This is a genomic window from Kitasatospora sp. NPDC101157, assembly GCF_044768255.1.
GTDB lineage: Bacteria > Actinomycetota > Actinomycetes > Streptomycetales > Streptomycetaceae > Kitasatospora.
Genome location: NZ_JBIWPL010000003.1, coordinates 12038 through 36404, shown reverse-complemented (window position 1 = coordinate 36404; position 24367 = coordinate 12038). Strand labels below are relative to the sequence as shown.

The following is a 24367-nucleotide window of genomic DNA, read 5'->3' as shown; positions in this document are numbered from 1 at the left end:
CGCTCTGCTCCGTCTGCGGTCGGTGGTTCGGGTGGGACCGTCCCCGCCCGGACGGCGGGCCGTCAGGTCCCCGCCCATTCCTATCAGAGCCCACCGTCGTCGCCGAACCGCAGGATCACCCGGTGATCACTCCGTGGGGGCCGCGCCGGAACCCTCCGGGGCCTGCGCGGACGCCTCGTCCACCGACCCGGCGGGCCGCGCTCCGCCGGCCAGGGCGGTGACCGCGTCGAGGATGCCGGGCACGGCGAACAGCCCGGCGAGGTCCTGGACCAGCCGCCCGCTCGGCCCGTCCGGCCGCTCGTCGGCGAAGAAGGAGGCCAGCTCGGCGGCGAGCGCGGGCTCCCGGGCGGCGGTCAGGGTGAGCGAGGCGACGAACTCCTGCACCAGGTGCAGTTGCAGCTCCTCCAGCGGGACGGACCGCTCGGCCAGCCACTCCAGCGAGGTGATCTCGGCGTTGGCGATCCAGGCCCGGACGGTCAGCCGCAGGCCGGGGCTCGGCGCGGGGATCGCCAGGTGGGCGAGGATCTGGTCGTGCGCGGCCCGGCGCACCTCGTCGATCACCGCGGAGGTGCCCGCGCTGGCCGCGACCGAGCCGCCCCGCAGCAGCGCGGCGAAGCCCGGCCCGTGGCTCTGCACGAAGTCCAGGTAGCGGCCCATCACCCGGTACAGCCGGTCCGACAGCGGCCCCTCCATCGGCTCCTCGAACCGGGCGGAGAGCTCCCGCCCGGCGCGCCGCAGCGACGCCTCGTACAGCGCCTGCTTGCCCGGGAAGTAGTGGTAGACCAGCGGCCGGGAGGCGCCCGCGGCGGCGGCGATGTCGTCGATCGACACCTCCTCCGGCGGGCGCCGGCTGAACAGCTCCAGCGCCACGGCGATCAGCTGCTCCCGCCGCTCGTCCACGCTCAGCCGCCGGCGCGGCCGCTCACCCGCGGCGCCCCGGTCGGGGGCGGGGGCGGTCCGTGCTGCGCGGTCGGCCGTCGGCGACGGCGTACGGGAGGCCATGCGCGTCAGCCTATCCGGCGGCCGCCCGCGGGCCCATGCGACCTGGCCCGGTCATCTCCCGGCCGCCGGCCCGGGGCCCGGTCGAGCGGGCCCGGTCGGAAGGGCGGCGCGGCCGGACGGGCGGGCCCCCCCGGTCCGCGCTAGCCGGCCCGGAGCTCAAGGTAGCGGCGGTAGGCCTCCAGGCCGTCGGGCACGAAGGTGTCGCGGGCGAGGCGCTCGGACAGTTCGGCCGGGGTGAGCCAGGCGTGCCAGGCGACCTCGGACTCCTGCGGGGAGACCGGGCCGTCCCACTCCGCCTCGTACATGTCGCACCACCAGGAGAGCCTGCCGCCGTCGGGCTCCCGGAAGAGGAACTTGAAGACCGGCCGCGGGGCGATGCCGTGCACCCCGAGCTCCTCCTCGGCCTCGCGGACGGCGGCCTCGGCGTAGGTCTCGCCGGAGCCGACCACGCCGCCGACCCACATGTCGTACGCGCCGGGGGCGAACAGCTTGGTGTCGGTGCGGCGGTGGACGAAGATCCGGCCGGCCGGGTCGCGGACCATGACGAAGACGCAGCGGTGGGTCAGCCCCTGCCGGTACACCTCCCCGCGCAGCGCGGTACCGATCACCCGGTCGCTGTCGTCGACGATGTCCAGCAGCTCTTCGGCGGGGTTGCTCATGAGCGACAGGTTAGTGTTTCGGAGCCCGCTTCGAACGCGGGATCGATCAACTGGGCGGCGACGAACGACCTGAGGACGGCACGCGGTGGTGGACATCTGGGGCGAGACGGCCGAGGGGTTCGAGCCCGTACGGGAGGCCTTCGCGCGGAACTTCGCCGTGTACGGCGAACTGGGCGCGGCGTTCGCGCTGTACCTGCGCGGGCGCAAGGTGGTCGACCTGTGGGGCGGGGACGCCCGGCCCGAGGTCGGCGGGCGGCCGGCGCCGGCGGTGCCCTGGACGGCGGACACCGCCCAGGTGCTGCGCTCGGTCACCAAGGGCCTGACCGCGGCCACCGCGCTGCTGCTGGCCGAGCGCGGCCAGCTCGACCTGGACGCTCCCGCGGCCTCGTACTGGCCGGAGTTCGCGGCGTCCGGCAAGGGCGCGGTGCCGGTGCGCTGGCTGCTCTCGCACCAGGCCGGGGTGCCGGCGCTGGACGTGCCGCTGCGCCTGGAGGACGTGCTGACCTGGGAGCGGGCGGCGGCCGCGGTGGCAGCGCAGGCGCCCGCCTGGGAACCGGGGACGGCGCACGGCTACCACCCGTACACCTTCGGCTGGCTGGTCGGCGAGGTGGTGCGCCGGGCGAGCGGCCGTACGGTCGGCCAGTACTTCGCCGAGGAGATCGCCCGGCCGCTCGGGCTGGACCTGTGGATCGGGCTGCCGGCCGGCGCCGCGCCCCGGGTCGGCAAGCTGGTCGACCTGCCCGCCCCGGAGGCGGCCCGGACCGGGCCGAGCGGATTGCGGCTGCGCCCCAAGCAGTCCGTCCGGGACGCCTACCAGGACCCGGCCTCGCTGACCGCCCGGGCCTTCGCCTCGGTGCTGCCCGGGGTGAACATGAACGATCCGGCGGTGCAGGCCGCCGAGATCCCGGGAGCCGGAGGCATCGGTACCGCCCGTTCGGTGGCCCGGTTCTACGCGGCGCTGATCGGCGCGGCCGACCGCCCGGACGGGTCCGGCGCGCTGCTGCCGCCGCTGTTCGGCCCGGAGGTGCTGGCCCGCGCGGTCGGGCCGGCGGTGCACGGCCCGGACCGGGTGCTGATCGTCAACTCCACCTTCGGCCTGGGCTTCTGGCGGCACGGCCCGACCGCGCCGATGGCCTCCCCGGCGAGCTTCGGCCACCCGGGCCGGGGCGGCTCGCTGGGCTTCGCCGACCCGGAGCTCGGGCTCGGCTTCGGGTACGTCACCAACGGCATGCAGCCGGGTGTCACCGGGGACGTCCGCTCGCGCAACCTGATCCGCGCGGTCCGGGAGTGCCTGGGGCTGTCCTGACGCCGGTCGGCCGCGGGTTCAGGCCTGTCCGGTCTCGAAGCGGCTGATCCTCCCGCCGTCGACGGTGAACCGCCACGCGGTGCGCATCTCGCCCCAGGTCTCGTTGGTGAAGTTGGCGACCAGCGCGTGTCCGCCGGAGGACTCGCTCTGGACGTCCATCCGGCCTTTCGGCCCGAAGATCTCCCGGTCCACCCACTCGTCGAGGTCGCGGTCGGAGCCGTCGTCGGACATGGTCGCGTCCGGGGTGAGTACGCGGAAGAAGGCCTCGCGGTCGCCCGCGTTGACCGCGGTGACGAAGGCCCGCACGGTGGGGTCGGTGAGCTTGGCGGGGGCGATGGTCATGCCGGACTCCCAGGGCGGGATCGGGAACGGGGAGTCCTGTCTACGGCGTTCGCGGGGGCCGTCCGGGCATGTCGGCGGCGCGTCGGGAAAATCAGCCGATTGATGTGCTTGGATCCCGAACCAGGTGGAATTCCCGGAATCGGGGATTTGCCCCGAATGCCGCCGCGGGGAGTGGCGGTGGAGCGGGAGGCCGGAGGAGGTCTCCCGCTCCACTTCTGTCGGGGGCCGGCCGGGGGCCGGTCGGGGCCGGTCGGGGGCCGGCCGGGGCTAGAAGAAGCCGACCGCGTCGGGGGAGTAGCTGACCAGCAGGTTCTTGGTCTGCTGGTAGTGCTCCAGCAGCGCCTTGTGGTTCTCCCGTCCGATGCCGGAGTTCTTGTAGCCGCCGAAGGCCGCGTGCGCCGGGTAGGCGTGGTAGCAGTTGGTCCAGACCCGGCCGGCCTGGATGGCGCGCCCGGCCCGGTGGGCGGTGTTGATGTTGCGGGTCCACACGCCCGCGCCGAGCCCGTACTGGGTGTCGTTGGCGAGCGCGACGGCCTCGTCGAAGCCGTCGAAGCGGGTGACCGAGACGACCGGTCCGAAGATCTCCTCCTGGAAGACCCGCATGCTGTTGACGCCCTCGAAGACCGTCGGCGTCACGTAGTACCCGCCGGCCAGCGAGCCGCCGAGGTCGGCGCGCTCGCCGCCGACCAGGACCTTGGCGCCCTCGGCCTGGCCGATCTCGAAGTAGGAGAGGATCTTCTTCAGCTGTTCGACGCTGGCCTGGGCGCCGACCTGGGTCTCGGTGTCCAGCGGGTCGCCCTGGCGCATCGCGCGCACCCGGGCCAGGCCGTCGCCGAGCAGCCGCTCGTAGACCGGGGACTCGATCAGCGCACGGCTGGGGCAGGTGCAGACCTCGCCCTGGTTGAGGGCGAACATCGCGAAGCCCTCGACGGCCTTGTCGTAGAAGGCGTCGTCGGCGGCGGCGACGTCCGCGAAGAACAGGTTGGGGCTCTTGCCGCCGAGTTCGAGGGTCGCCGGGATCAGGTTGTCGGCGGCGGCGCGGGCGATCAGCCGGCCGGTGCCGGTCTCGCCGGTGAAGGCGAGCTTGCGGACCCGCTTGCTGGCGGCCAGCGGGGCGCCGGCCTCCTCGCCGAAGCCGGTGACGATGTTGAGCACGCCCGGCGGCACCAGGTCGGCGGTCAGCTCGGCCAGCAGCAGCACCGAGGCCGGGGTCTGCTCGGCGGGCTTGAGCACCACCGCGTTTCCGGCCGCGAGTGCCGGGGCGAGCTTCCAGATCGCCATCAGGATCGGGAAGTTCCACGGGATGATCTGGCCGACCACGCCCAGCGGCTCGTGGAAGTGGTAGGCCACGGTGTCCTCGTCCAGCTGGGAGAGGCTGCCCTCCTGGGCCCGCAGCGCGCCGGCGAAGTAGCGCAGGTGGTCGACGGCGAGCGGGAGGTCGGCGGCCAGCGTCTCGCGCACCGGCTTGCCGTTCTCCCAGCTCTCGGCGACGGCCAGCTGCTCCAGGTTGGCCTCCATCCGGTCGGCGATCCGCAGCAGGACCTGCGCCCGCTCGGCGGCGGAGGTGCGGCCCCAGGCCGGGGCGGCCTCGATGTCCTCCGCGGTGCCGCGGGCGACCTCGGTGAACACCTCGCCGGTGACCGGCGTCGGGTCGCCGAAGTACTCGCCGCGCACCGGGGGCTTCCATCCGCCGCCGATCCAGTGGTCGTACCGGGAACGGTAGGCGACGATGCTGCCGGGCGCGCCGGGGGGCTGGTAGACCGTCATGCTCTGTGTCTCCTCGCGACGTCGGGCGTCCCCGGCGCCGGTCGGACCGGGGGCGGCGCGCCGGGCCGCCCGGTCAGGGGGCGGTCCGGCGGGAGGGTGCGGACACGCAGTCTGGCGGCGCCCCGCCGGGGCGCCCGCCGACGAGCACGATAGCCGCCGGGCGTGCGCCGCGGCTACGGTCCGTACGCCGGACCCGTACGGAGGGTCCTCGTTCCGGCCGGTCGCGGGCGGCCGCGCCCGGCGGTTCCCCGGCGTCCGAGGGGCGGGGGCCGCTCAGACCGCGTGGTACCGGCCGGTGCGGGCCTCCCAGCTCAGGTAGCCGGCCAGCCAGGTGATCAGCCCGTCGGCGTAGCGCTGGGCGATCGTGCGTTCGATCCGTGAGAGGCCCAACTCCCGGAAGACGTCCGGCAGTCGCTCGTGCAGCTCGGCGCAGCGCTCGACCATCAGCTGCGCCTCCGCCATCACCGCGGAGCAGGCCTCCTCGGCGGAGCACTCGCGCTCGCGCTGGACGATCATCACCAGGTTGTTGACGTCGCCGCGCGGGGCTTCGAGGGGGAAGGAGCGCACGTCGTTGCTGAGGGACGGTATGTCGGCGGCCAGCTGCCGGATCTGACGCAGCACCGGATGGTGCAGCACGGAGGCCGGGACCTCGAACTGGCCGATCCGTTCGACCATGTCGAAGATGGTCTCCATCGCCGCGGTGCCCCGTCTGAGCTCAAGGTAGCCGTCGCGGTCCGGCGGCCGGGCGGAGATCCGGCCGGCCGCCTCCGCCGGGTGACTGGCGAAGTAGTACTCCCAGTTGTAGGCGGCCCGGGCCTGCCAGCGGGCGGGCATGCCGCGCACGCTGCGGGCCCACAGGTCGGCGAAGGCGGTCTCGACCGGGGAGTGCCGGTCGGGCCGGGCGCCGTGCAGGACGGCGATCAGGCGCTCGCAGATCGGGGCGACCTCGGCGGGGCGGCGTCCGAGCGGTCCGTCGAACTGGTCGTCGAACAGGAAGTAGAAGCCCATCAGGTCGGCCGCCAAGGCGAGTTCGTCCGGACCGGCATCCGGGTAGCCGAGCGCGGCGAGGTCGACCACCTCCCAGTGCGCGTAGCCGGGGTGGTCGGCGTCGGGCAGCAGCGGGTGGCGGATCAGCCAGTCCCGGTGCAGCGCGGTGGCGTACGGGCCGTGCGGACTGCGGCGGTACGGGAACGGGATTCGAAGTGAGGTGTCGTCAGACATCGGACTCCCGGTGCAGCGGAGGGTGGGGGCGCTTATGGTTCGAGCACTTCTCGTGGGGGAGTTGACGTGACGGGGCGCGGCGGGTGAGGGTGGATCGCGCAAGATCATCCGCGCCTCGCGGGCCGTAGGGTATCTGATGCAATGATCGGACGTTAGGGATATAGGGCAATTGCCCTTGGCAAGCCGTCCGAACCCTCACCGTCCGCCCCAGCCTGCACGAATGCCCCACGGCGAGCCCTACGCGGCGCTAACCTCGGCATCACGAACAGTGATGGACCGGCTCCCTCCGCGCGGCGGCGGAGCCGTGCCGCGAGCGGGTGAGGCGGAGGCGCGACGGTGACCGATCAGGGCAACGAACTTCGAACGGGAACCGGGGTCGACCGGGTTGACGACGGGCCGGCGGTCCGGGTCCGGCTGCGCGACCGCGACGCCGAGCTGCGCTCCGTTGAAGCGGCCGTCGACCGGCTCTGCCGCGAGTTCGCCGCCGGCGGCACCGAGATCGGCGAACTGCTCGCCTTCTCCGGCCGCCCCGGCATCGGCAAGACCAGCCTGCTGCACGAGGTCCGACGGATCGCCAGTCTGCGCGAGGGCGCCAGCGTGCTGTTCGCACGCGGTGGCGAGCAGCAGTTCAAGGAGCCGTACCACGTGCTGCGCCAGCTCCTCCAGCCCGTCCTGACCAAGCTGGATGCCGACGAGTTCCGCCAGGTCATGGGCACCTGGGAGGAGGTCGTCGGACCGGCCATGGGGCTCAAGCAGCCCAAGGCCGGCGCCCGCCGCCTCGACCCCCAGGGCGTGCGCGACGGCCTCGACTACGTCCTCACCCAGCTCGCTCCGCGCCGCGCGCCGATGGTGATGATCGTCGACGACCTGCACTGGGCGGACGCCGAATCCCTCTCCTGGCTCGCCAAGTTCGCCGTCCGCTCCGGCGAACTGCCGGTGCTGCTGGTCTTCGCCTTCCGCGAGGACGAGAACGACTGGCCCGCCGAGACGCAGGACCTGCGCCGCGGCGTCCTCAACCTCGCCAGCCGCAAGCACGAGCTCAGTCGGCTCACCCTGAGCTCCGTCACCGACATGATCCGCGCCGAACTCGGCGACAAGGCCGAGGACGCCTTCTGCTACGAGTTCTGGAACGTCGTCAACGGCAATCCGTTCGAGGCCGGCCGACTGCTCGACCAGGTCCGCGAACAGGAGCTCGAACCGGTCGAGGAGAACTCCCGGCAGCTGCGAGAACTCGCCGTCGACGCCACCGGGATGACCCTCAAGAGCTGGCTGGACCGGCTCGGTCCCGCCACCCTGCGCTTCGCCTGGGCCTGCGCGATGCTGGGCACCGACATCCGGGTCGACCTCGCCACCCGGATCTCCACCCAGAGCTCCGAGGGCGCCCGCGAGTCCATCAAGCAGCTGCGCAAGCAGCGCGTGCTCACCCAGGCCCCCAACGGGAACCTGGAGTTCGTCCACCCGCTGATCGCCAGCTCCATCTACAACACCATGCCGGACGCCACCCGGCTCGGCATGCACGGCATCGCCGCCGTCGAGATCGAGAACGCCGGACTCGGCCTGCTCGCCGCCTCCCGACACCTGGTCGAGACCCACTCCGGCGAGGGCGACGACCGGATCGTCAAGAAGCTGCGCCGCGCCGCCGTCGAGCACCAGCTGATCGGCGCCCCCGAGGCCGCCCAGCGCTGCCTGCACCGCGCGCTCAACGAGCCGCCCGCCGACGACATCAAGGCCGAGGTGCTGTACGAGCTCGGCTGCTCCGCACTGCTCACCGACCCCGGCGCCACCGTCAACCAGCTCCGGCTGGCCCTCGACCCCGACGAGGGTCCGCTGCGCCCCGAACTGCGGGTGGACGCCACCTTCCGGCTCTCCGAGGTGCTCGCCCACAGCGGTGAGCTCGGCCAGGCCGCCCTGGTCTGCCAGGAGGAGGCCGAGCGGACCGCCGACCCGGTCCGGCGCCAGCGGCTCCAGGCGGCCTCCTTCATGTGGCACGCCTTCCGCAAGTCCGAGGAGGACGGCCCCGGCCGCTCCGCCCGGCTCGCCGAGCTCTGCCGGAACCTGACCGGCCGGGAGGCCGCCGACCGGGCCGTGCTCGCCATGCGCGCCTGGGACCTGACCCTGCGCGGCGCCTCCTCGGCCGAGGCGCTGGCACTCGCCGACGAGGTCCTGGACGGCGGCCGGCTGCCCAAGGGCCTCGGCTGGACCGACACCACCTGGGGCTTCGAACTGCCCTCGATGCTCTGCCTCACGTACATCTACAACGACCGCATCGCCCAGGCCGAGCGGCTGGCCGCGGACGCCATCATCCAGTTCGAGGTGGCCGGCTGGAGCGGCGCCCACCGGGGCTTCGCCTACTTCCTGATGGGGCTGGCGCGGTTCCGCCGCGGGCTGCTCGCCGAGGCCGAGGACTTCCTGCGCCGGGCCTACCGGATCTCCGAGCGGATCGGGCCCAAGCTGCCGCTGGCCTGGGACGCCGTCGGCGTCCTGGTGGACACGCTCATCGCCCGCGGCCGGGTCGAGGAGGCCTGGGAGGAGGCCAACCTGTTCGGCTTCCACCCGCCGTACCACGCGACCGCGATGGTGCTGCCGGACGCCGCCTCGCTGTACGGCAAGCTGCTGGTCGCCAAGAACCGGCACGCCGGGGCGGCCGCCGCGCTCACCGAGGCCGGGGCCCAGCTGGAGGTCCGCGGCTGGCGCAACACCGTCTGGGCGCCGTGGGCCGGCCACCTCGCGGTCGCGATCGCGACCGACGAGCCCGACCGCGCCCGCGAGTACGCCCAGAAGGCCGTCCGGGACGCCCGCACCTTCGGCACCGCCTCGGCGGTCGGCAGCGCGCTGCGGCTGCAGGCGCGGATCGAGGACGGTCAGCAGGCGGTGGAGCTGCTGGAACAGGCCGTGGAGCACCTCGGGCAGTCCCCGGCCGGGTACGAGCACGCCGTCGCGCTGGTCGACCTCGGTGCCGCGCTGCGCCGGGTCGGCCGGCTGGAGGACGCCCAGGAGTACCTGTACCAGGGCATCGAGCTGGCCCAGCACTGCTCGGCGGAGAAGCTGGTCGACCGGGCCCGGCGGGAGCTGGCCAACTACGGGCTGCGGCCCAACCGGCTGGGGCTGCACGACTTCCAGGAGACGCTGGAGGCGCTCAGCGGGCCGGAGCGGGAGGTCGCCGACCTGGCGGTCAAGGGCCTGCCGCCGCAGCGGATCGCCGAGCAGCTCGGGGTGCACCTGAGCCTGGTCAACCGGCGGCTGGCGGCGGTCTACCGCAAGGCGGGCACCGGGCCGGACGGGCTGGCCTCGGCGCTCGGCCTGCAGCAGCGGAAGGGCGAGGAGCCGGCGGAGTAGCGGCGGGCGCGGCACGGCGAGGGCCCGGCGGCGGGCGGCGGCCGTGAGGGGCGGGCGGCCGAGGCGTCCGGGCGGCGCGCGGAGGCGTGGAAGCGCCCCCAGCGGCGCCGCCCTCGCTAGGCTGACCGGACACCACGGGGCCGCCGCGACGCCCCTGGACGGACCGGGACCGGGCGGAGGCGGCGCACTGCCGCCGCCAGTGAGGAGCAGGCCATGGCGAGCGAGGCCACCACGGTGCGCCGCGAACCCCTCGACCCCTCGGGCGCGGGCGCGGCGATCCAGCGCTGGACGCTGACCGCCGGCCCGTACGAGGCGAGCGTGCTCACCCTCGGCGCCACCCTGCACACCCTCAGCGCGCCGGACCGGGCCGGCCGTACGGCCCAACTGCTGCTTTCCACCGACGAGTTGGCGCAGATCCTGGGCCCCGCGCGGCACTACGGCACGGTCGTGGGCCGGTACGCCAACCGGATCGACCGTTCCAGCGTCACCATCGACGGCCAGGAGCACCCGCTGGCCCCGACCGGCGGCGGGATGACCATCCACGGCGGCCCGGACGGCTTCGCCCACCGGATGTGGGCGGCCGAGCCGGTCGAGGACGGGGTGCTGCTGCGGCTGCACAGCCCGGACGGCGACCAGGGCTTCCCCGGCGCGCTGGACGTCACCGTCTCCTACACCCTGTCGTACGCCCCGGGCGCGGCCGGCGAGCTGGTGATCGACTACCGGGCCGTCACCAACAGGCCGACCGTCGTCAACCTGACCAACCACGCCTACTTCAACCTCGCCGGTGAGGGCAGCGGCGACGTCCTGGGCCACCTGCTCACCCTGGACGCCGACGAGTACACCCCGGCCGACGAGCGGCAGATCCCGTACGGGCGGACCGAGCCGGTGGCCGGCACGCCCTTCGACTTCACCGTGGCCACCCCGATCGGCAAGTCGGTGCACAACGACCACCCCCAGCTGACCGGCCCGGGCGGCTACGACCACAACTGGGTGCTGCGCCCCCGCCCGGCGGACGGCCGACCGGCCAGGGCGGCGCTGCTGGAGGACCCGGTCAGCGGCCGCACCCTGGAGGTGCTGACCACCGAGCCGGGCGTCCAGGTCTACACGGCGAACAAGTTCCAGGGCGCGGTCACCGGCGCGAGCGGGGTGCCGTACGGGCCGTTCGCCGGGATCGCGCTGGAGACCCAGCACTTCCCGGACTCCCCGCACCACCCGGCCTTCCCGAGCACCGAGCTGCGGCCGGGGCAGGAGTTCCGCTCGACCACCGTGCTGCGGCTGGGGGTCAGCTGACCGCTCGGCCGAGGTCCCGGCGCATGCAGAGCCGGGGCCAGCGGTCGAGGCCGTGCTCGGCCTCCCTGCGGCGGATCTCGCGCAGGCCGGGGGTGAGCTCGGCGTCGGTCAGCGGGCGGAAGCCGCACCGGGCGTAGTAGGGGGCGTTCCAGGGGACGTCCGCGAAGGTGGTCAGGGTGAGCGCGGGGGCGTCGGTGCCCTCGGCGAGGTGCTCGATCAGCGCCCGGCCGATGCCCCGGCGGGCGTGGTCGGGGTGGACGGAGACCTGTTCGACGTGCAGCGCACCGTCCACCGGCTCGGCCAGCAGGTAGCCGGCGACGGTTCCGTCCGCGGCCTCGGCGACCAGGGCGGTGCCGTGCTCCAGGTAGCGGGCGAACTCCTCCGGGGTCGGGGGTTCGTCCTCGGCGATCTCCGGCATCCCGATCGCGGCGAAGGGGGCTCCGGCGGCCCGCTCCAGTTCGCCCAGCAGGGGCAGTTCGTCCTCGGTGACGGCTCTGATGCGCATGCGCCCAGTCTGCTGCAAGCGTCTTTCAGCCACCGAGGGTGGTGGTGCCGGCCAGCCGGGATCGGGGTGAAACGGACGAAGACGGACATCGCACCGCGCCGTCAACTACCGTGCGGCTACGTCCAGGACACGTGGGCGTAACAATCAGCGTTTCTTGCAGAAACTTGCTGCAAGGACTTTCCGTCACTCTTGCGCCGCTGTTAACTTCCTTCCGAGCCCGACGGCAGCAACGGTGCGGTCGGCACGAGGCAGCCATTATGCGCCTGTCTCCGAACATCTCGGGCACCCCCACCCTCCCAAGGAGTTCTCATGCGGCGTGGCATCGCGGCCTCTGCCCTCGTTGTGGCCCTCGCGGTCTCGATGGCTGCCTGTGGCAGCAGTGGCGGCTCCGGCTCGGACAGCAAGGCCGACGGCCCGGTCACCCTCACGTACTGGGACACGTCGAACGCCACCAACGAGGCTCCGAACTACCAGGAACTGGCCAAGAAGTTCGAGGCGGCCAACCCGAACATCAAGGTCAACTTCGTCAACGTGCCGTTCGACCAGGCCCAGAACAAGCTGCAGACCGCCATGGGGGCCAAGGGCGCGCCGGACGTGTTCCGCTCCGACGTCGGCTGGACCGCCGCCTTCGCCAAGGCCGGCTTCCTGGAGCCGCTGGACGGCACCCCCGCCGCCGCCGACACCTCCGCCTTCCAGCCCAGCCTGATCCAGCAGGCCAAGTACCAGGGCAAGCTGTACGGCGTCCCGCTGGTCACCGACACCCTCGGCTTCCTCTACAACAAGGACCTGTTCGCCAAGGCCGGCATCACCGACGCCCCCAAGACCTGGGACGAGCTGAAGACCGACGCCGCCGCCATCAAGGACAAGGCGGGCGTCGACGGCTTCTGGCTCAAGGCCGCCGACGGCTACTACGCGATGCCGTTCCTGTTCGGTGAGGGCACCGACACCGTCGACGCCGCCAACAAGAAGATCACCATCACCTCGCCCGAGGCCGTCAAGGGCATCGAGACCTACAAGTCGATGTTCACCTCGCCCGGCACGGCCAAGGCCGACGTCACCACCGACGCCTACGCCCACATGATGGACGCCTTCAACAGCGGCAAGGTCGCGGCGATCATCCAGGGCCCCTGGGAGATCACCAACATCTACAAGGGCTCCGCCTTCGCCGACAAGAAGAACCTCGGCATCGCCCCCGTCCCGGCCGGCTCCAGCGGCAAGGCCAGTGCCCCCACCGGCGGCCACAACATCGCCGTCTACGCCGGCGCCGACAAGGCCCACAAGGCCGCCGCCGAGAAGTTCGCCGCCTTCATGACCTCGGCCGAGAGCCAGGCGTTCATCGCGCAGAAGAACTCCACCCTCCCGACCCGCTCCGACGCCTTCACCGCCGACGTCAAGGCCGACCCGGGCATCTCCGGCTTCCAGGCCATCCTCGGCAGCGCCAAGCCGCGCCCCGAACTGCCCGAGTACGGCTCGCTGTTCGACTCGCTCGGCACCAACCTGGGCAAGGCCGTCCAGGGCACCGGCACCCAGGACGCGCTGAACACCGTGGCCACGGACTACGCCAAGCTCCTGCCGGGCTTCGCCAAGTAGTCCCCGCAGCCCGGCCCGCCGACACCGGCGGGCCGGGCCGTCGGCTCCCCCGAGACTTCCCCCCGAGAAGGTGCAAACGATGTCAGTCGCCGTGCAGGGCGCCACCGGCAAGGGCAGCCGGGAGCGCGATCAGCGTCCGGGCCTGCTGGAACGCCTCAAGCGCTCCTACGCCAAGCACTGGTACGCCTACGCGATGATCGCCCCGGTCGTGCTGGTGCTCGGCGTCCTGGTGTTCTACCCGCTCGTCCAGGGCATCTGGCTGACCCTCACCGACGCCAACAGCCTCAACGTCGCCCGCCACATCGGCGTCAACGAGATCCCGGCCAGCTACCAGTACATCGGCTTCCACAACTACGCCGACATCCTCTGGGGCCCCGGCTCCTACGACCGGTTCTGGTCCCACTTCGTGTGGACCATCGCCTGGACGGTCATCTGCGTCTGCCTGCACTACACCCTCGGCCTCGGCCTCGCCGTCCTGCTCAACAAGAAGCTGCGCGGGCGCGCCGCCTACCGGATGCTGCTCATCCTCCCGTGGGCCGTCCCGACCTTCGTCACCGTCTTCTCCTGGCGCCTCATGCTCTCCGACGGCGGCGTCGTCAACACCGTGCTGTCCGGCCTGCACCTGCCCGAGCCCGGCTGGCTCACCGACCCCTGGGCGCAGAAGGCGGCCGCGATCCTGGTCAACACCTGGGCCGGCGTGCCGTTCATGATGATCTCGCTGCTCGGCGGCCTGCAGGCGATCCCGGCCGAGCTGTACGAGGCCGCCGAGATGGACGGCGCCACCCGCTGGCAGCAGTTCCGCCACATCACCCTGCCCGGGCTGCGCAGCGTCTCCTCCACCGTCGTGCTGCTCGGCGTGATCTGGACGTTCAACCAGTTCAACGTCATCTTCCTGCTGTTCGGCAAGGGCGCCCCCGACGCCCAGCTGCTGGTCACCTGGGCCTACCGCCTCGCCTTCGGCCAGATCCCCCAGGACTTCGCGCAGTCCGCCTCGTACGGCGTGATCCTGCTGTCCATCCTGATCGTCTTCACCGCCTTCTACCGGCGCTGGCTCGCCCGCAACGAGCAGGCCAACGGCTGAGGCCCCGGACCCAGTTGACCCACGAAGGCAGGTAACCCGATGAGCACCACCACCGAACGCCCCGCCGCCGCCGCGGCGACCGCGGCCCCGGCCGCCCGGCCCGCCAGGTTCCGGCCGCGCGGTGAGAGCAGCCCGCTGTCCAAGGCGCTGTCCCACGGCGTCCTGGTCCTGGCCAGCCTGATCGCGCTGTTCCCGGTCGGCTGGATCCTCTTCGTCTCGCTCGGACCGGACAAGACCGACTACCTCCACCCCGGCGAGATCTTCGGCAAGCTCACGCTGTCGAACTACCAGCACGTGCTGGCCGACACCGACTTCTTCACCTGGTTCGGCAACGCCCTGCTGGTCTCCGGCGTCACCACCGTGTTCGGCGTGCTGCTCGCGGCCACCACCGGCTACGCCGTCTCCCGGATGAAGTTCCCCGGGCACAAGCCGCTGATGTGGTCGCTGCTGGTCACCCAGATGTTCCCGATCGCGGTGCTGATCGTGCCGATGTACACGATGCTCTCCGAACTCGGGCTGCTGGACAGCTACACCGGCCTGATCCTGGTCTACTCGACCACCACCGTGCCGTACTGCGCCTGGCTGATGAAGGGCTACTTCGACACCATCCCGGTGGAGATCGACGAGGCCGGCCGGGTCGACGGGCTCAGCCCGTTCGGCACCTTCTGGCGGCTGGTGCTGCCGCTCGCCCGCCCCGGCCTGGCGGTCGCCGCCTTCTACTCCTTCCTCACCTACTGGGCCGAGGTGCCGTTCGCCTCCACCTTCATGCTCAGCTCCGACAAGTACACGCTGGCCGTCGGCCTGCAGAGCTTCGTCAGCGAGCACGACGCCCAGTGGAACCTGATGGCCGCCACGGCGGTGCTGATCGCGATCCCGTCGGCGGCCTTCTTCTACCTGGTGCAGCGCCACCTGGTCACCGGCCTGACCGCCGGTGCCTCCAAGTCGTGACGCCCCCGCACCCCTCAGCGCTCCTCGCTCCTCTAGTCCCCAAGGGATACCGTCCATGACCCAGAACCTGGCCGACACCTCCCGGCCTGCCGCCGACGCCGCTCACGAGGCGGCCGCCCTGGATCCTGTGACCGGCAGCACGTCCAGAGGCTGGTGGCGGGACGCGGTCATCTACCAGGTGTACCCGCGCAGCTTCGCCGACTCCAACGGCGACGGCATGGGCGACCTGCCCGGCATCCGCAGCCGCCTGCCGTACCTGCGCGACCTCGGTGTGGACGCCGTCTGGCTCTCCCCCTTCTACGCCTCCCCGCAGGCCGACGCCGGCTACGACGTCGCCGACTACCGCGCCGTGGACCCGATGTTCGGCACCCTGCTGGACGCCGACGCGCTGATCCGCGACGCCCACCAGCTGGGCCTGCGGATCATCGTCGACCTCGTCCCCAACCACTCCTCGGACCAGCACGAGTGGTTCCAGCGCGCCCTTCGCGAGGGCCCCGGCTCCCCGCTGCGCGAGCGCTACCACTTCCGCCCCGGCAAGGGGGAGGAGGGTGAACTGCCGCCCAACGACTGGGAGTCCATCTTCGGCGGCCCGGCCTGGACCCGCACCGAGAACCCGGACGGCACCCCCGGCGACTGGTACCTGCACCTGTTCGCCCCGGAGCAGCCCGACTTCAACTGGGAGAACCCGGCCGTCGCCGACGAGTTCCGCTCGATCCTGCGGTTCTGGCTGGACATGGGCGTGGACGGCTTCCGCATCGACGTCGCCCACGGCCTGGTCAAGGCCCCAGGGCTGCCCGACATCGGCGGCGCAGACCAGCTCAAGCTGCTCGGCAACGACGTCATGCCGTTCTTCGACCAGGACGGCGTGCACGAGATCTACCGCAGCTGGCGCCGGATCCTCGACGAGTACCCGGGGCAGCGCATCGGCGTCGCCGAGGCCTGGACCCCGACCGTCCAGCGCACCGCCAACTACGTCCGCCCCGACGAGCTGCACCAGGCCTTCAACTTCCAGTACCTGGGCACCGATTGGGACGCCGCCGCGCTGCGCGAGGTGATCGACCTCTCGCTCGACTCGATGCGCCCCGTCGACGCCCCCACCACCTGGGTGCTGTCCAACCACGACGTCACCCGGCACGCCACCCGGTTCGCCAACGAGCCCGGCCTGGGCACCCAGATCCGCACCCCCGGCGACCGCGCGCTCGGCCTGCGCCGCGCCCGCGCCGCCACCCTGCTGATGCTCGCGCTGCCCGGCTCCGCGTACGTCTACCAGGGCGAGGAGCTCGGCCTGCCGGACGTCACCGACCTCCCGGACGAGGTCCGCCAGGACCCGTCCTTCTTCCGCCAGGCCGGCCAGGACGGCTACCGCGACGGCTGCCGCGTCCCGATCCCGTGGTCCGGCAGCGAGGCCCCGTACGGCTTCGGGCCGGTCGCGGGCGGACCGTCCTGGCTGCCGCAGCCGGCCGAGTGGGCCGAGCTGAGTGTCGAGGCGCAGACCGGCGACCCGTCCTCCACCCTGGAGCTCTACCGCAGCGCGCTGGCCGTCCGACGGGCGCAGCCCGACCTGGGCGCCGGCACCGAGGTCGAGTGGCTGGACGGCCCCGAGGGCACCCTCCTCTTCCGGCGCGGCTCCTTCGTCTGCACGGTGAACACCACCGGCGAGCCGGTGCGGATCGCGGCCCCGGGCCGACTGCTGCTCGCCTCGACCGAACTCGTGGTGGACGGCGGCGAGACGGTGCTCGCTCCGGACGCCACCGGCTGGTGGGCGGTCTGACGTGGTTGCAATAGGCTCTGGGACCGTGACTACGGCGCGACTCTCAGACATCGCGGCACAGGCGGGGGTCAGCGAAGCCACCGTCTCCCGCGTGCTCAACGGCAAGGCGAACGTCTCCGCCGCCACCAGGCAGACCGTCCTGGCGGCGCTTGACGTGCTCGGCTACGAGCGGCCGACCCGGCTGCGCCAGCGCAGTGCCGGGCTGATCGGGCTGATCACGCCGGAGTTGAGCAACCCGATCTTCCCCGCGCTGGCGCAGGTGATCGAGCAGGTGCTCAGCCGGCACGGCTTCACGCCGGTGCTGTGCACCCAGACCCCGGGCGGGTCCACCGAGGACGAACTGGTCGAGATGCTGGTCGACCGGGGCGTGGCGGGCATCGTCTTCGTCTCCGGGCTGCACGCCGACTCCACGGCGGACCACGACCGTTACGCCCGGCTGGCCGGGCGCGGGGTGCCGTTCGTGCTGATCAACGGCTTCAGCGAGAAGATCGACGCGCCGTTCATCTCGCCGGACGACCGGTCCGCGATGTGGATGGCCGTCCAGCACCTGGCGGAACTCGGGCACGAGCGGATCGGCCTGGCGGTCGGGCAGCGGCGGTACGTGCCGGTGCTGCGCAAGATCGAGGGCTTCACGGCGGCGATGCGCGAGGTGCTCGGGCTCGGGCAGGAGGAGGCGGAAGGCCTCGTCCACCACACGCTGTTCAGCGTGGAGGGCGGGCACGCGGCGGCCGGAGCGCTGCTCGACAAGGGTTGCACGGCGATCGTCTGCGGCAGCGACATGATGGCGCTCGGGGCGATCCGGGCGGTGCGGCAGCGCGGGCTGTCGGTGCCGCACGACGTCTCGGTGGTCGGCTTCGACGACTCGCCGCTGATCGCCTTCACCGAGCCGCCGTTGACCACGATCCGCCAGCCGGTCGAGGCGATGGCGACGGCGGCGGTGGACGCGCTGCTGGAGGAGGTCGGCGGGAACGCCGCCCAGCGCGGGGAGTTCATGTTCCAGCCGGAGCTGGTGATGCGGGGCTCCACGGGGGCCTGCGCACGCTGAGCCGGCCGGTCGGCGGGAACGGGCCGACTGACGGGCCCCGGAGGGCGGTTGCTCTCCGGGGCCGGTCGGCGTTCGGCGGCCGGTCAGCCCCCCCTGGACGTTCCGGCGGTCGGTGGGGACCCGCCGGCCGTCGGCCGCGTCGCCGGTCCGGGTCTCGGTGCGGCGGCCGCGGGCCAGGTAGTCGCGCAGTACCCGTTCGACGGCGTCCTGGGGGTTCTTGGTACCGGAGAGCAGCATCGCGTCGATCGCGAGGTTCGCATCGATCGTGACGGTGACCTGGGCCATGGTGACTCCTCCTCGGCTGCGGAGCAGCAGGATGCCCGCTGCGGGGGAGTTTGACCATGCGGAACCGGGGGGGCTGGGGGGTCCGGTCGTCCGGGTACGCCGACGCCCCGGGGAGGAGCGAGCGGGCTCTTCCCCGGGGGCGGTCGGGCGAGGGCTGACGGGTGAGGACGGACGGCTGTCGGGTGACAGGTGACAGATGATGAAATCTGTTATCCATTATCTGTCGTCCGTCAGTTGTCGTCCGTCAGCCGTTTCCTGTCAGCTGTTCGGCGTGAGCGGTGCTCAGACCCGGCCGGCGAAGTCCGGGGCCCAGTTGGCGATGGTCTGGAGCCGGACGCCCGAGCTCGGGTTGGCGGCCTCGACGTACTGGCCGCCGCCGACGTAGATGGCGACGTGGTAGACGCCGGAGTCCTGACCGTTGTTCGACCAGAAGAGCAGGTCGCCCGGCTGGAGGCTGTCCAGCGACACGTGGGTGCTGGCGGCGGCCTGGTCGGCGGCGACGCGCGGGATGTTGATGCCCGCGGCGCGCAGCGCGGCCTGGGTCAGTCCGGAGCAGTCCCAACCACCGTTGCCGGTACCACCGTAGACGTACGCCTGGCCGACCTTCGACTCGGCGAAGGCGACCGCGGCGGCCATGCTGCCGGTGGCGGTCTGGGCCGGGGCCTGGGTCTGCGCCGGGGCGGCCGGCTTCGAGGCGGGCTTGGCGGCCGGGGCCGTGCTCTGGGCGATCGGCTTGGCGTCCACGGAACCGCCGTTCGAGGCCTGGCCGGACTTCTGCGAGCGGTCGAACCAGCTGAAGTCCGAGCCGGACTTGGTGGCGGTGGAGGACTGGTCGGCCTGGGCCGCGGTGCCGTCACCGAAGGTCAGCTGCTGGCCCGGGTAGATGCTGTCCGGGCCCTCGGTGAGGGTGCTGCGGTTGAGCTCGTACAGGTGCTGCCAGCCGCCCTGGACGTTGTGCTTGGCGGCGATGGAGGACAGCCAGTCGCCCTCGACGACGGTGTAGTCGCCGGTCCGGGCCTGGGCCGGGCGCTGCTTCGCCGAGTTGCCGGTGGCGGACTTGGCGGAGGCCGAGGCGGAGTCACCGGAGGCCTGGGCCTGGGCGGGCGCGGACGGCTTGGCGGACGTCGCGGCCGGGGCCGGGGCCGGGGTCTGGGCCGGCTTGGCGGCGGGCTTGGCGGTCGTCGAGGTGTCGACGGCGGCCGGGGCACCGCCCTGGGTCAGACCGGCCTGGACGGAGCAGACCGGCCAGGCGCCGGGGCCCTGCGAGGCGAGGACCTTCTCGGCGACGGCGATCTGCTGGTCCTTGGTGGCGAGGTTGGCCTGCGGGGCGAACGCGGTGCCGCCGAAGGCGGCCCAGGTGCTGGAGCTGAACTGCAGGCCGCCGTAGAAGCCGTTGCCGGTGTTGATGCTCCAGTTGCCGCCGCTCTCGCACTGGGCGACCTTGTCCCAGGTGGCGACGGAGGCGGCGTTGGCGGTGCCGGTGGTGAGGCAGGGGACGGTGAGGCCGACGCCCGCCACGCCGAGGGCGGCGATCACGCGACGGGTGCGGCTGGACAGGCGGTTGCCGTTGGAAGGCAGCATGAAGACGCGGTCCTCTCCCACGCCTGCGAGGTGAGCTGTCGGATTCGGGCTGGAGTTGCCCGGCCGCGCTGTGGCACGGCTTCACCCCTAGCCCAGGACCGTTTCCGGGAAGCGGTCCGGGGCGACTTACCTGTGGTTCCCCCGCTCCTGCCGTGATGCGTTTTCGCGCTGCCAGGACATCCGACGGCAGGACTCGGCGTCGCGGATGAACTGGGTCCGTGTGGTCACGAACGGGGAGCACGTTAAGCAGACTTAAGTTCGAACTGCAAATACCTGTGATGAGCATCACGGTTTACGGGAAAGGGTCGAGCGGCTTGAATTCCATGATCGGAAATGATCGTTTTCCGGCAATTCTGCGATGAATTCCCAAAACTGGCTCCGCCTCAGAAGTGAGGTGACGGGGCGTTGAATTGTGGAGGGGGCGCGCTCGCCGGGCCGGGGGAGCGTCCCGAACCCGAGCGCCCGATGATGCGCCGACTATTCATCGACAAAAGGCACCAGAACGGACATTGCATGGCAATGCCCGCGTAACTCTCCTGCGGGGCAAACAGAACAAACGGAAAGGGCCCGGAACGCGGTCGTTCCGGGCCCTCGGTGGTACGGGTGCGGCGACGGGTGGCCGCGGGGTTCCGTCAGCCCTCCACGGGCCCCTGAGCGGCCGCGTGGGCGCGCCGGGAGCCCTCCCCGGCCCCGGCGGTGGCGGCCTCCGCCTCGGCCTCGGCCAGCTCCTCCGCCGACGGCGTCGGCAGCGCGGCCAGGTAGGTGGAGGCGATCAGCTGGCCGACGGTCGGGTACGCGCCCAGCGGCGCCGCCGACGGGCAGCCGGTCTCCTCGGCGGCCGTGGCGAGCAGTTCGGAGTCCGCCTCCGGGCCGATGACGAGCGGGGCCAGCGCCGGGCGCTCGGAACCGGTCTCCTTGAGGTGGTTGACGGCCCCGGCGACCGAGCCGGGCACGTCGAGCGCCGCGGCCACGACCGGGACGGCCAGTCGGGCGGCCAGCAGCACGCCGGTGATGCCGGCCGCGGCGGCCGCGTCCTCGCCGCCCACGGTGGTCAGCACGACGCCGTCGGCGGCGGTCGCGATGGCGAACAGCCGGGCCCGGTCGGCCCGGGCCAGTCCGGCCTCGGACAGCCGCACGTGGACGGCCTCGGCGAGCAGCGGGTGCGGGCCGAGGGCGTCGGTGACGGTCGCGCCGTACTCGGCGGCGAGGGCGTGAAGCCCGGTCAGGAAGCCGTGCGGGCCGGGCACCAGGGGCACCACGACGGGCGTCGGCAGTCCGGCCTCGGCGGCCGCCGCCAGCAGCTCCGCGACGGTGCGGTCCTCGGAGCCGCCGTCCCCGGCGCCGTCGGCCGGGAGGTAGCCGACCGCGGCCTGGACGCCGGCGTGCTCGCTGCGGACGATCGACAGCAGCTCCTCGACGACCGAACGGGACTCGGGCCCCGCGGTCGCGGGCACGGCGAGCACCAGGGCCGGCGAGCCGGTGCGGATCTCGGGGCGCTCGGGGCGGCGGTGGCGCCCCCGCGCACGGGAGCCTGGAGTGCGGACGGGCAGTGGCGCGCCCGGGATGGCTGCGGTGCTCATGCCGGAGATCGTAGGACATCGGCCCGTCAGGCCTGCAGTCGGCTGCCGTACGGGTTTCGGGTGGTCGTGGTGCGGAGGCCGTGTCGCCGCCCTGCCGGTCCGGGCGGTTTGCCTACAATCCGGACATTCCTCGCCCCATGTCCGCCAGGGCCCGCATTGTTGCCCTGACGTGTCCGGTGGGGCGGCGCGTTGCATCCGGGGTGCGTGAGATGTCTCACAGCCCGGAGGTGGCCTGACGGAGGGTCACGACGGTGCGACTCCCGGCATTCGAAGATCAACATTTAGCGGGGGGATGCTCACGGCCGGTTATGGACGAACCGACGATTCCATCGGCTATGTCCGTTTACGTACCGTCAGGAGAAGGGGCCGTGAAGAGTTCGGGGCGACCGGTAAAAGCCCTCGTGCACCTGCAATGTCCCGTGCTGATGCACGTGCACTGCAGCTATCATCGCGTCAAGTGAGGCGTTGCGCCGGACCGGTACGGGGCCGGTCCTCTCGTTCGGCGGGTGCCGGGGCGCCGCGCTGGACGACAACTCCGGAGCTCTTCGGGAGACTTCTATGCACGACTCGCAGGACAAGCACGGCTCGAACCACACCTACAACGGGATGGCCGCCGCCGACCTCCAGGGGGTGGTCTGGCAGAAGAGCCGGCACAGCAACTCCCAGGGCAACTGTGTCGAGTTCGCGGCCTTGCCGGGCGGCGACGTCGCGATGCGCAACTCGCGCTTCCCGGACGGTCCGGCGCTCATCTACACCCGGGCGGAGATCGCCGCCCTGCTGCTGGGGGCCAAGGACGGGGAGTTCGACCACCTGGCGGTCTGACCGGCTGCTGCTCCACCATCGGGGGGCCGTCGTGGGTGCTGACACCACGACGGCCTTTGTCTTTGCCCGGGGGCCCGTCACGACGGCCTCTGTCCTTGCCCGGGGCCCGTCCCGCTCCCGTCCGGTCCCGTGGTGGACCGTGCGGCGGGGCCTGCCGGGGTGCCGCGGGTGCTCCCGCGGGCTGCCCGCTTCCTCCGGAGCCCGGGTGTCCGGTGCGGGGAGCCGGTGCCGGGACCGCGGTCCGGACCGGCGCGGGGGCCTGGCTGAAGGGCCCGGGGCGTGGTCCTCCCGGGTCGTCCCTCGGCCGGCCGTGCGCCCTGCGGCGCTAGGCCGAGCGCCGGTGCCGTCCACCGACTTCGACTCGTCCGTCCAGCTTGTCCAGCTGGCGGCCGTCCAGGGGGCCGCAGTCGAGCCCGGCGCCGTCGAGCCTGCTGCCGCCGGCCGGCTCCGCCTCGAACACGGCCCAGACCACCTTGCCGCTGCCCAGCGGGTGCCAGCCCCAGGAGCGGCTGAACGACTCCACCAGGTGCAGTCCGCGGCCGGACTCGGCGACGAAGTCCGCCTCCCGGGCCACCGGGCCGACGCTGCTCGGATCGCTCACCGCGCAGACCACCTGGGGAGCGCGGTGCACCAGGCTTATTCGGATCGGCAGCCGCCCCTCCGGGGTCGGCTGTGTGGGAAAGTCGTACTCGCCCAGGGCGCCGCCCGACGGGCCGGGCCGTGCGCCGATCGCATGCCGGAGCGCGTTGGTCACGAGTTCCGAGGCCACCAGCGCGACATCGTCGAACAGCTCCGTCAGGCCCCAGCGCTGAAGAGTGGTCCGGGCGAAGTCGCGCGCGGTTCTCACGGCTTCGAAGCGAGGAGCGAGCGTACAGGTGACCACAAGGGGGTCAACCGCCAAAGCCGTACCGGTGCTCATGAAGAGCTCCTCCCATAAGGGGGCGGACACGGCTGGACCCGCCGGGGTCATGCCGGTCACCTCCGACTCGCTCGGCCGCTCGGCCGCCCCCTCGACCAGGCGCGCGCGCACTCGGACGCCCGATGGCGCGGGGGACGCCGTCGAGCCGGTGCACGGAGTCGCGCGTGGGGTCGACGCGGAGCCCGCGGGATTGCCAGGGATGTGCAGGTGCACGTGCACCATGGTGGTGTGCGCTCACTGCAGATGCAAGAGTCGATTCACGTGCAGTCGCACTATTGGCATATGCAAGCGCCGGATGCACGTGCATCCTGGTGTGCGGAGCGCGGAACTGATAGGAACATCCGTCAGTATCGGCACCGTGAGCGCTCAACTGATGGCAGACTGTGCGCTGTTTGCCCTAGGTGGAGGTTTCGACCGCATGACCACAGTTCAGCCGGGCGGCGGCTCGATGGTCCGCCGGATCCTCCTCGGCTCGCAGCTGCGCCGCCTGCGCGAGGCGCGCGGGATCACCCGTGAGGACGCGGGCTACGCGATCCGCGCGTCCGAGTCCAAGATCAGCCGTATGGAGCTCGGCCGGGTCAGCTTCAAGGAGCGGGATGTCGCCGACCTGCTCAGCCTCTACGGCGTCGACGACGGACTGGAGCGGGAGGCCCTGCTCGGCCTGGTCCGCGAGGCCAACAAGTCCGGCTGGTGGCACAGCTTCAACGACGTGCTGCCGGGCTGGTTCCAGACCTACGTCGGCCTGGAGGAGGCCGCCCAGCTGATCCGCACCTACGAGGTGCAGTTCATCCCCGGACTGCTGCAGTCCGAGGAGTACGCACGGGCGGTTTTCGGTCAGAGTCGGCCGGTCATCAGTGAGGAGGAGGTCGAGCGGAGGGTCAGCCTCCGCCTGCGCCGCCAGAAGCTGCTGACCGAGGGCGCGAGCCCGCGGCTGTGGGCGGTCATCGACGAGGCGGCGCTGCGCCGGCCGGTCGGCGGCCCCCAGGTGATGCGCGGTCAGGTTCAGTACCTGATCGACGTCGCCGAGCAGGCCAACGTGGTCATCCAGGTCATGCCGTTCCGCTTCGGCGCGCACGCGGGCGAGTCCGGGGCGTTCACCATCCTGCGCTTCCCCGAGCAGGACCTCGCGGACGTGGTCTACCTGGAACAGCTCACCAGTGCGCTCTACCTCGACAAGCGGGACGACGTCGACGCGTACGTCCAGGTCATGGAGCGGCTCTGCGTGGACAGTCTCACGCCCGAGCGCACGATAGACCTGCTCGCCTCGATCCTGAAGGAGCGCTGAGCAACTCCCGTGCGGCCCGGGGGATCCGGGCC

General features: G+C 72.3%; 19 protein-coding genes and 1 riboswitch. Of the genes, 10 read left to right on the top strand and 9 right to left on the bottom strand.

Going from position 1 to position 24367, the window contains the following annotated elements; translation table 11 throughout:
* Positions 1 to 126: 126 nt before the first annotated feature.
* Positions 127 to 1002, bottom strand: a complete 876-nt coding sequence (locus ACIRVF_RS06730; RefSeq protein WP_402814711.1) for a TetR/AcrR family transcriptional regulator — start codon at positions 1000 to 1002, stop codon at positions 127 to 129.
* A gap of 140 nt (positions 1003 to 1142) precedes the next feature.
* Positions 1143 to 1661 carry an NUDIX hydrolase gene (locus ACIRVF_RS06725; protein WP_402814709.1) on the bottom strand — a complete coding sequence of 173 codons (519 nt, stop codon included), beginning with the start codon at positions 1659 to 1661 and terminating at the stop codon, positions 1143 to 1145.
* 85 nt (positions 1662 to 1746) lie between these two features.
* On the opposite strand from ACIRVF_RS06725, the gene ACIRVF_RS06720 reads away from it, so the two are divergent.
* Positions 1747 to 2967 carry a serine hydrolase gene (locus tag ACIRVF_RS06720; RefSeq protein WP_402814706.1) on the top strand — a complete coding sequence of 407 codons (1221 nt, stop codon included), beginning with the start codon at positions 1747 to 1749 and terminating at the stop codon, positions 2965 to 2967.
* Between the two features lie 18 nt (positions 2968 to 2985).
* Here ACIRVF_RS06720 and ACIRVF_RS06715 read toward each other — a convergent pair whose 3' ends face one another.
* The 3 genes from ACIRVF_RS06715 to ACIRVF_RS06705 all read right to left on the bottom strand — a co-directional run bounded on the left by ACIRVF_RS06715 (position 2986) and on the right by ACIRVF_RS06705 (position 6297).
* A complete protein-coding gene (locus ACIRVF_RS06715) occupies positions 2986 to 3309 on the bottom strand; it encodes a nuclear transport factor 2 family protein (protein WP_402814704.1) in 324 nt (107 codons plus the stop codon).
* A gap of 267 nt (positions 3310 to 3576) precedes the next feature.
* On the bottom strand, positions 3577 to 5076 hold the full coding sequence (locus ACIRVF_RS06710) for an aldehyde dehydrogenase family protein (RefSeq protein ID WP_402814701.1): 1500 nt from the start codon (positions 5074 to 5076) through the stop codon (positions 3577 to 3579).
* Positions 5077 to 5349: 273 nt separating this feature from the next.
* Positions 5350 to 6297, bottom strand: a complete 948-nt coding sequence (locus ACIRVF_RS06705) for a terpene cyclase (RefSeq protein WP_402814699.1) — start codon at positions 6295 to 6297, stop codon at positions 5350 to 5352.
* Positions 6298 to 6633: 336 nt separating this feature from the next.
* Here ACIRVF_RS06705 and ACIRVF_RS06700 point away from each other — a divergent pair, with 336 nt between their 5' ends.
* Positions 6634 to 9633: an AAA family ATPase gene (locus ACIRVF_RS06700; RefSeq protein WP_402814697.1), complete on the top strand. Its 3000-nt coding sequence runs from the start codon at positions 6634 to 6636 to the stop codon at positions 9631 to 9633.
* Between the two features lie 213 nt (positions 9634 to 9846).
* Positions 9847 to 10923, top strand: a complete 1077-nt coding sequence (locus ACIRVF_RS06695; protein ID WP_402814695.1) for an aldose epimerase family protein — start codon at positions 9847 to 9849, stop codon at positions 10921 to 10923.
* Here ACIRVF_RS06695 and ACIRVF_RS06690 read toward each other — a convergent pair.
* Positions 10916 to 11428: a GNAT family N-acetyltransferase gene (locus ACIRVF_RS06690; RefSeq protein ID WP_402814692.1), complete on the bottom strand. Its 513-nt coding sequence runs from the start codon at positions 11426 to 11428 to the stop codon at positions 10916 to 10918. The genes ACIRVF_RS06695 and ACIRVF_RS06690 overlap by 8 nt on opposite strands.
* A gap of 309 nt (positions 11429 to 11737) precedes the next feature.
* Here ACIRVF_RS06690 and ACIRVF_RS06685 point away from each other — a divergent pair, with 309 nt between their 5' ends.
* The 5 genes from ACIRVF_RS06685 to ACIRVF_RS06665 all read left to right on the top strand — a co-directional run bounded on the left by ACIRVF_RS06685 (position 11738) and on the right by ACIRVF_RS06665 (position 17863).
* Positions 11738 to 13018: an extracellular solute-binding protein gene (locus ACIRVF_RS06685; protein ID WP_402814689.1), complete on the top strand. Its 1281-nt coding sequence runs from the start codon at positions 11738 to 11740 to the stop codon at positions 13016 to 13018.
* Positions 13019 to 13097: 79 nt separating this feature from the next.
* Positions 13098 to 14099, top strand: a complete 1002-nt coding sequence (locus tag ACIRVF_RS06680) for a carbohydrate ABC transporter permease (RefSeq protein ID WP_402814687.1) — start codon at positions 13098 to 13100, stop codon at positions 14097 to 14099.
* A gap of 39 nt (positions 14100 to 14138) precedes the next feature.
* Positions 14139 to 15047: a sugar ABC transporter permease gene (locus tag ACIRVF_RS06675; RefSeq protein ID WP_402814685.1), complete on the top strand. Its 909-nt coding sequence runs from the start codon at positions 14139 to 14141 to the stop codon at positions 15045 to 15047.
* A 55-nt stretch (positions 15048 to 15102) separates the two neighbouring features.
* Positions 15103 to 16818, top strand: coding sequence for a glycoside hydrolase family 13 protein (locus ACIRVF_RS06670; RefSeq protein ID WP_402814682.1), 1716 nt, complete (start codon positions 15103 to 15105; stop codon positions 16816 to 16818).
* Positions 16819 to 16843: 25 nt separating this feature from the next.
* Positions 16844 to 17863 carry a LacI family DNA-binding transcriptional regulator gene (locus tag ACIRVF_RS06665; RefSeq protein ID WP_191093550.1) on the top strand — a complete coding sequence of 340 codons (1020 nt, stop codon included), beginning with the start codon at positions 16844 to 16846 and terminating at the stop codon, positions 17861 to 17863.
* 567 nt (positions 17864 to 18430) lie between these two features.
* Here the strand turns inward: ACIRVF_RS06665 and ACIRVF_RS06660 are convergent.
* Together ACIRVF_RS06660 and ACIRVF_RS06655 are read right to left on the bottom strand one after the other, a co-directional pair.
* Complete coding sequence (locus tag ACIRVF_RS06660) at positions 18431 to 19729, bottom strand: transglycosylase family protein (protein WP_402814680.1); 1299 nt, start codon at positions 19727 to 19729, stop codon at positions 18431 to 18433.
* A 7-nt stretch (positions 19730 to 19736) separates the two neighbouring features.
* A riboswitch (cyclic di-AMP (ydaO/yuaA leader) is annotated at positions 19737 to 19899 on the bottom strand.
* 462 nt (positions 19900 to 20361) lie between these two features.
* On the bottom strand, positions 20362 to 21309 hold the full coding sequence (locus tag ACIRVF_RS06655; RefSeq protein WP_402814678.1) for a hypothetical protein: 948 nt from the start codon (positions 21307 to 21309) through the stop codon (positions 20362 to 20364).
* A gap of 558 nt (positions 21310 to 21867) precedes the next feature.
* Between ACIRVF_RS06655 and ACIRVF_RS06650 the strand changes: the two genes are divergently transcribed.
* A complete protein-coding gene (locus ACIRVF_RS06650; protein WP_402814675.1) occupies positions 21868 to 22131 on the top strand; it encodes a DUF397 domain-containing protein in 264 nt (87 codons plus the stop codon).
* A 325-nt stretch (positions 22132 to 22456) separates the two neighbouring features.
* Here ACIRVF_RS06650 and ACIRVF_RS06645 read toward each other — a convergent pair whose 3' ends face one another.
* The gene (locus ACIRVF_RS06645; protein WP_402814672.1) at positions 22457 to 23050 is read right to left on the bottom strand and encodes an ATP-binding protein; all 594 of its coding nucleotides are present in this window, start codon (positions 23048 to 23050) and stop codon (positions 22457 to 22459) included.
* A 418-nt stretch (positions 23051 to 23468) separates the two neighbouring features.
* On the opposite strand from ACIRVF_RS06645, the gene ACIRVF_RS06640 reads away from it, so the two are divergent.
* Complete coding sequence (locus ACIRVF_RS06640; protein ID WP_402814669.1) at positions 23469 to 24335, top strand: helix-turn-helix domain-containing protein; 867 nt, start codon at positions 23469 to 23471, stop codon at positions 24333 to 24335.
* The last annotated feature ends 32 nt before the right edge of the window (positions 24336 to 24367 follow it).

Excerpts from the sequence above, each read along its gene's own strand:
- ACIRVF_RS06730 (WP_402814711.1), bottom strand. The coding sequence starts at position 1,002 with ATGGCCTCCCGTACGCCGTCGCCGACGGCCGACCGCGCAGCACGGACC.
- ACIRVF_RS06725 (WP_402814709.1), bottom strand. The coding sequence starts at position 1,661 with ATGAGCAACCCCGCCGAAGAGCTGCTGGACATCGTCGACGACAGCGAC.
- ACIRVF_RS06715 (WP_402814704.1), bottom strand. The coding sequence starts at position 3,309 with ATGACCATCGCCCCCGCCAAGCTCACCGACCCCACCGTGCGGGCCTTC.
- ACIRVF_RS06710 (WP_402814701.1), bottom strand. The coding sequence starts at position 5,076 with ATGACGGTCTACCAGCCCCCCGGCGCGCCCGGCAGCATCGTCGCCTAC.
- ACIRVF_RS06705 (WP_402814699.1), bottom strand. The coding sequence starts at position 6,297 with ATGTCTGACGACACCTCACTTCGAATCCCGTTCCCGTACCGCCGCAGT.
- ACIRVF_RS06695 (WP_402814695.1), top strand. The coding sequence starts at position 9,847 with ATGGCGAGCGAGGCCACCACGGTGCGCCGCGAACCCCTCGACCCCTCG.
- ACIRVF_RS06690 (WP_402814692.1), bottom strand. The coding sequence starts at position 11,428 with ATGCGCATCAGAGCCGTCACCGAGGACGAACTGCCCCTGCTGGGCGAA.
- ACIRVF_RS06685 (WP_402814689.1), top strand. The coding sequence starts at position 11,738 with ATGCGGCGTGGCATCGCGGCCTCTGCCCTCGTTGTGGCCCTCGCGGTC.
- ACIRVF_RS06680 (WP_402814687.1), top strand. The coding sequence starts at position 13,098 with ATGTCAGTCGCCGTGCAGGGCGCCACCGGCAAGGGCAGCCGGGAGCGC.
- ACIRVF_RS06675 (WP_402814685.1), top strand. The coding sequence starts at position 14,139 with ATGAGCACCACCACCGAACGCCCCGCCGCCGCCGCGGCGACCGCGGCC.
- ACIRVF_RS06670 (WP_402814682.1), top strand. The coding sequence starts at position 15,103 with ATGACCCAGAACCTGGCCGACACCTCCCGGCCTGCCGCCGACGCCGCT.
- ACIRVF_RS06660 (WP_402814680.1), bottom strand. The coding sequence starts at position 19,729 with ATGCTGCCTTCCAACGGCAACCGCCTGTCCAGCCGCACCCGTCGCGTG.
- ACIRVF_RS06655 (WP_402814678.1), bottom strand. The coding sequence starts at position 21,309 with ATGAGCACCGCAGCCATCCCGGGCGCGCCACTGCCCGTCCGCACTCCA.
- ACIRVF_RS06650 (WP_402814675.1), top strand. The coding sequence starts at position 21,868 with ATGCACGACTCGCAGGACAAGCACGGCTCGAACCACACCTACAACGGG.
- ACIRVF_RS06645 (WP_402814672.1), bottom strand. The coding sequence starts at position 23,050 with ATGAGCACCGGTACGGCTTTGGCGGTTGACCCCCTTGTGGTCACCTGT.
- ACIRVF_RS06640 (WP_402814669.1), top strand. The coding sequence starts at position 23,469 with ATGACCACAGTTCAGCCGGGCGGCGGCTCGATGGTCCGCCGGATCCTC.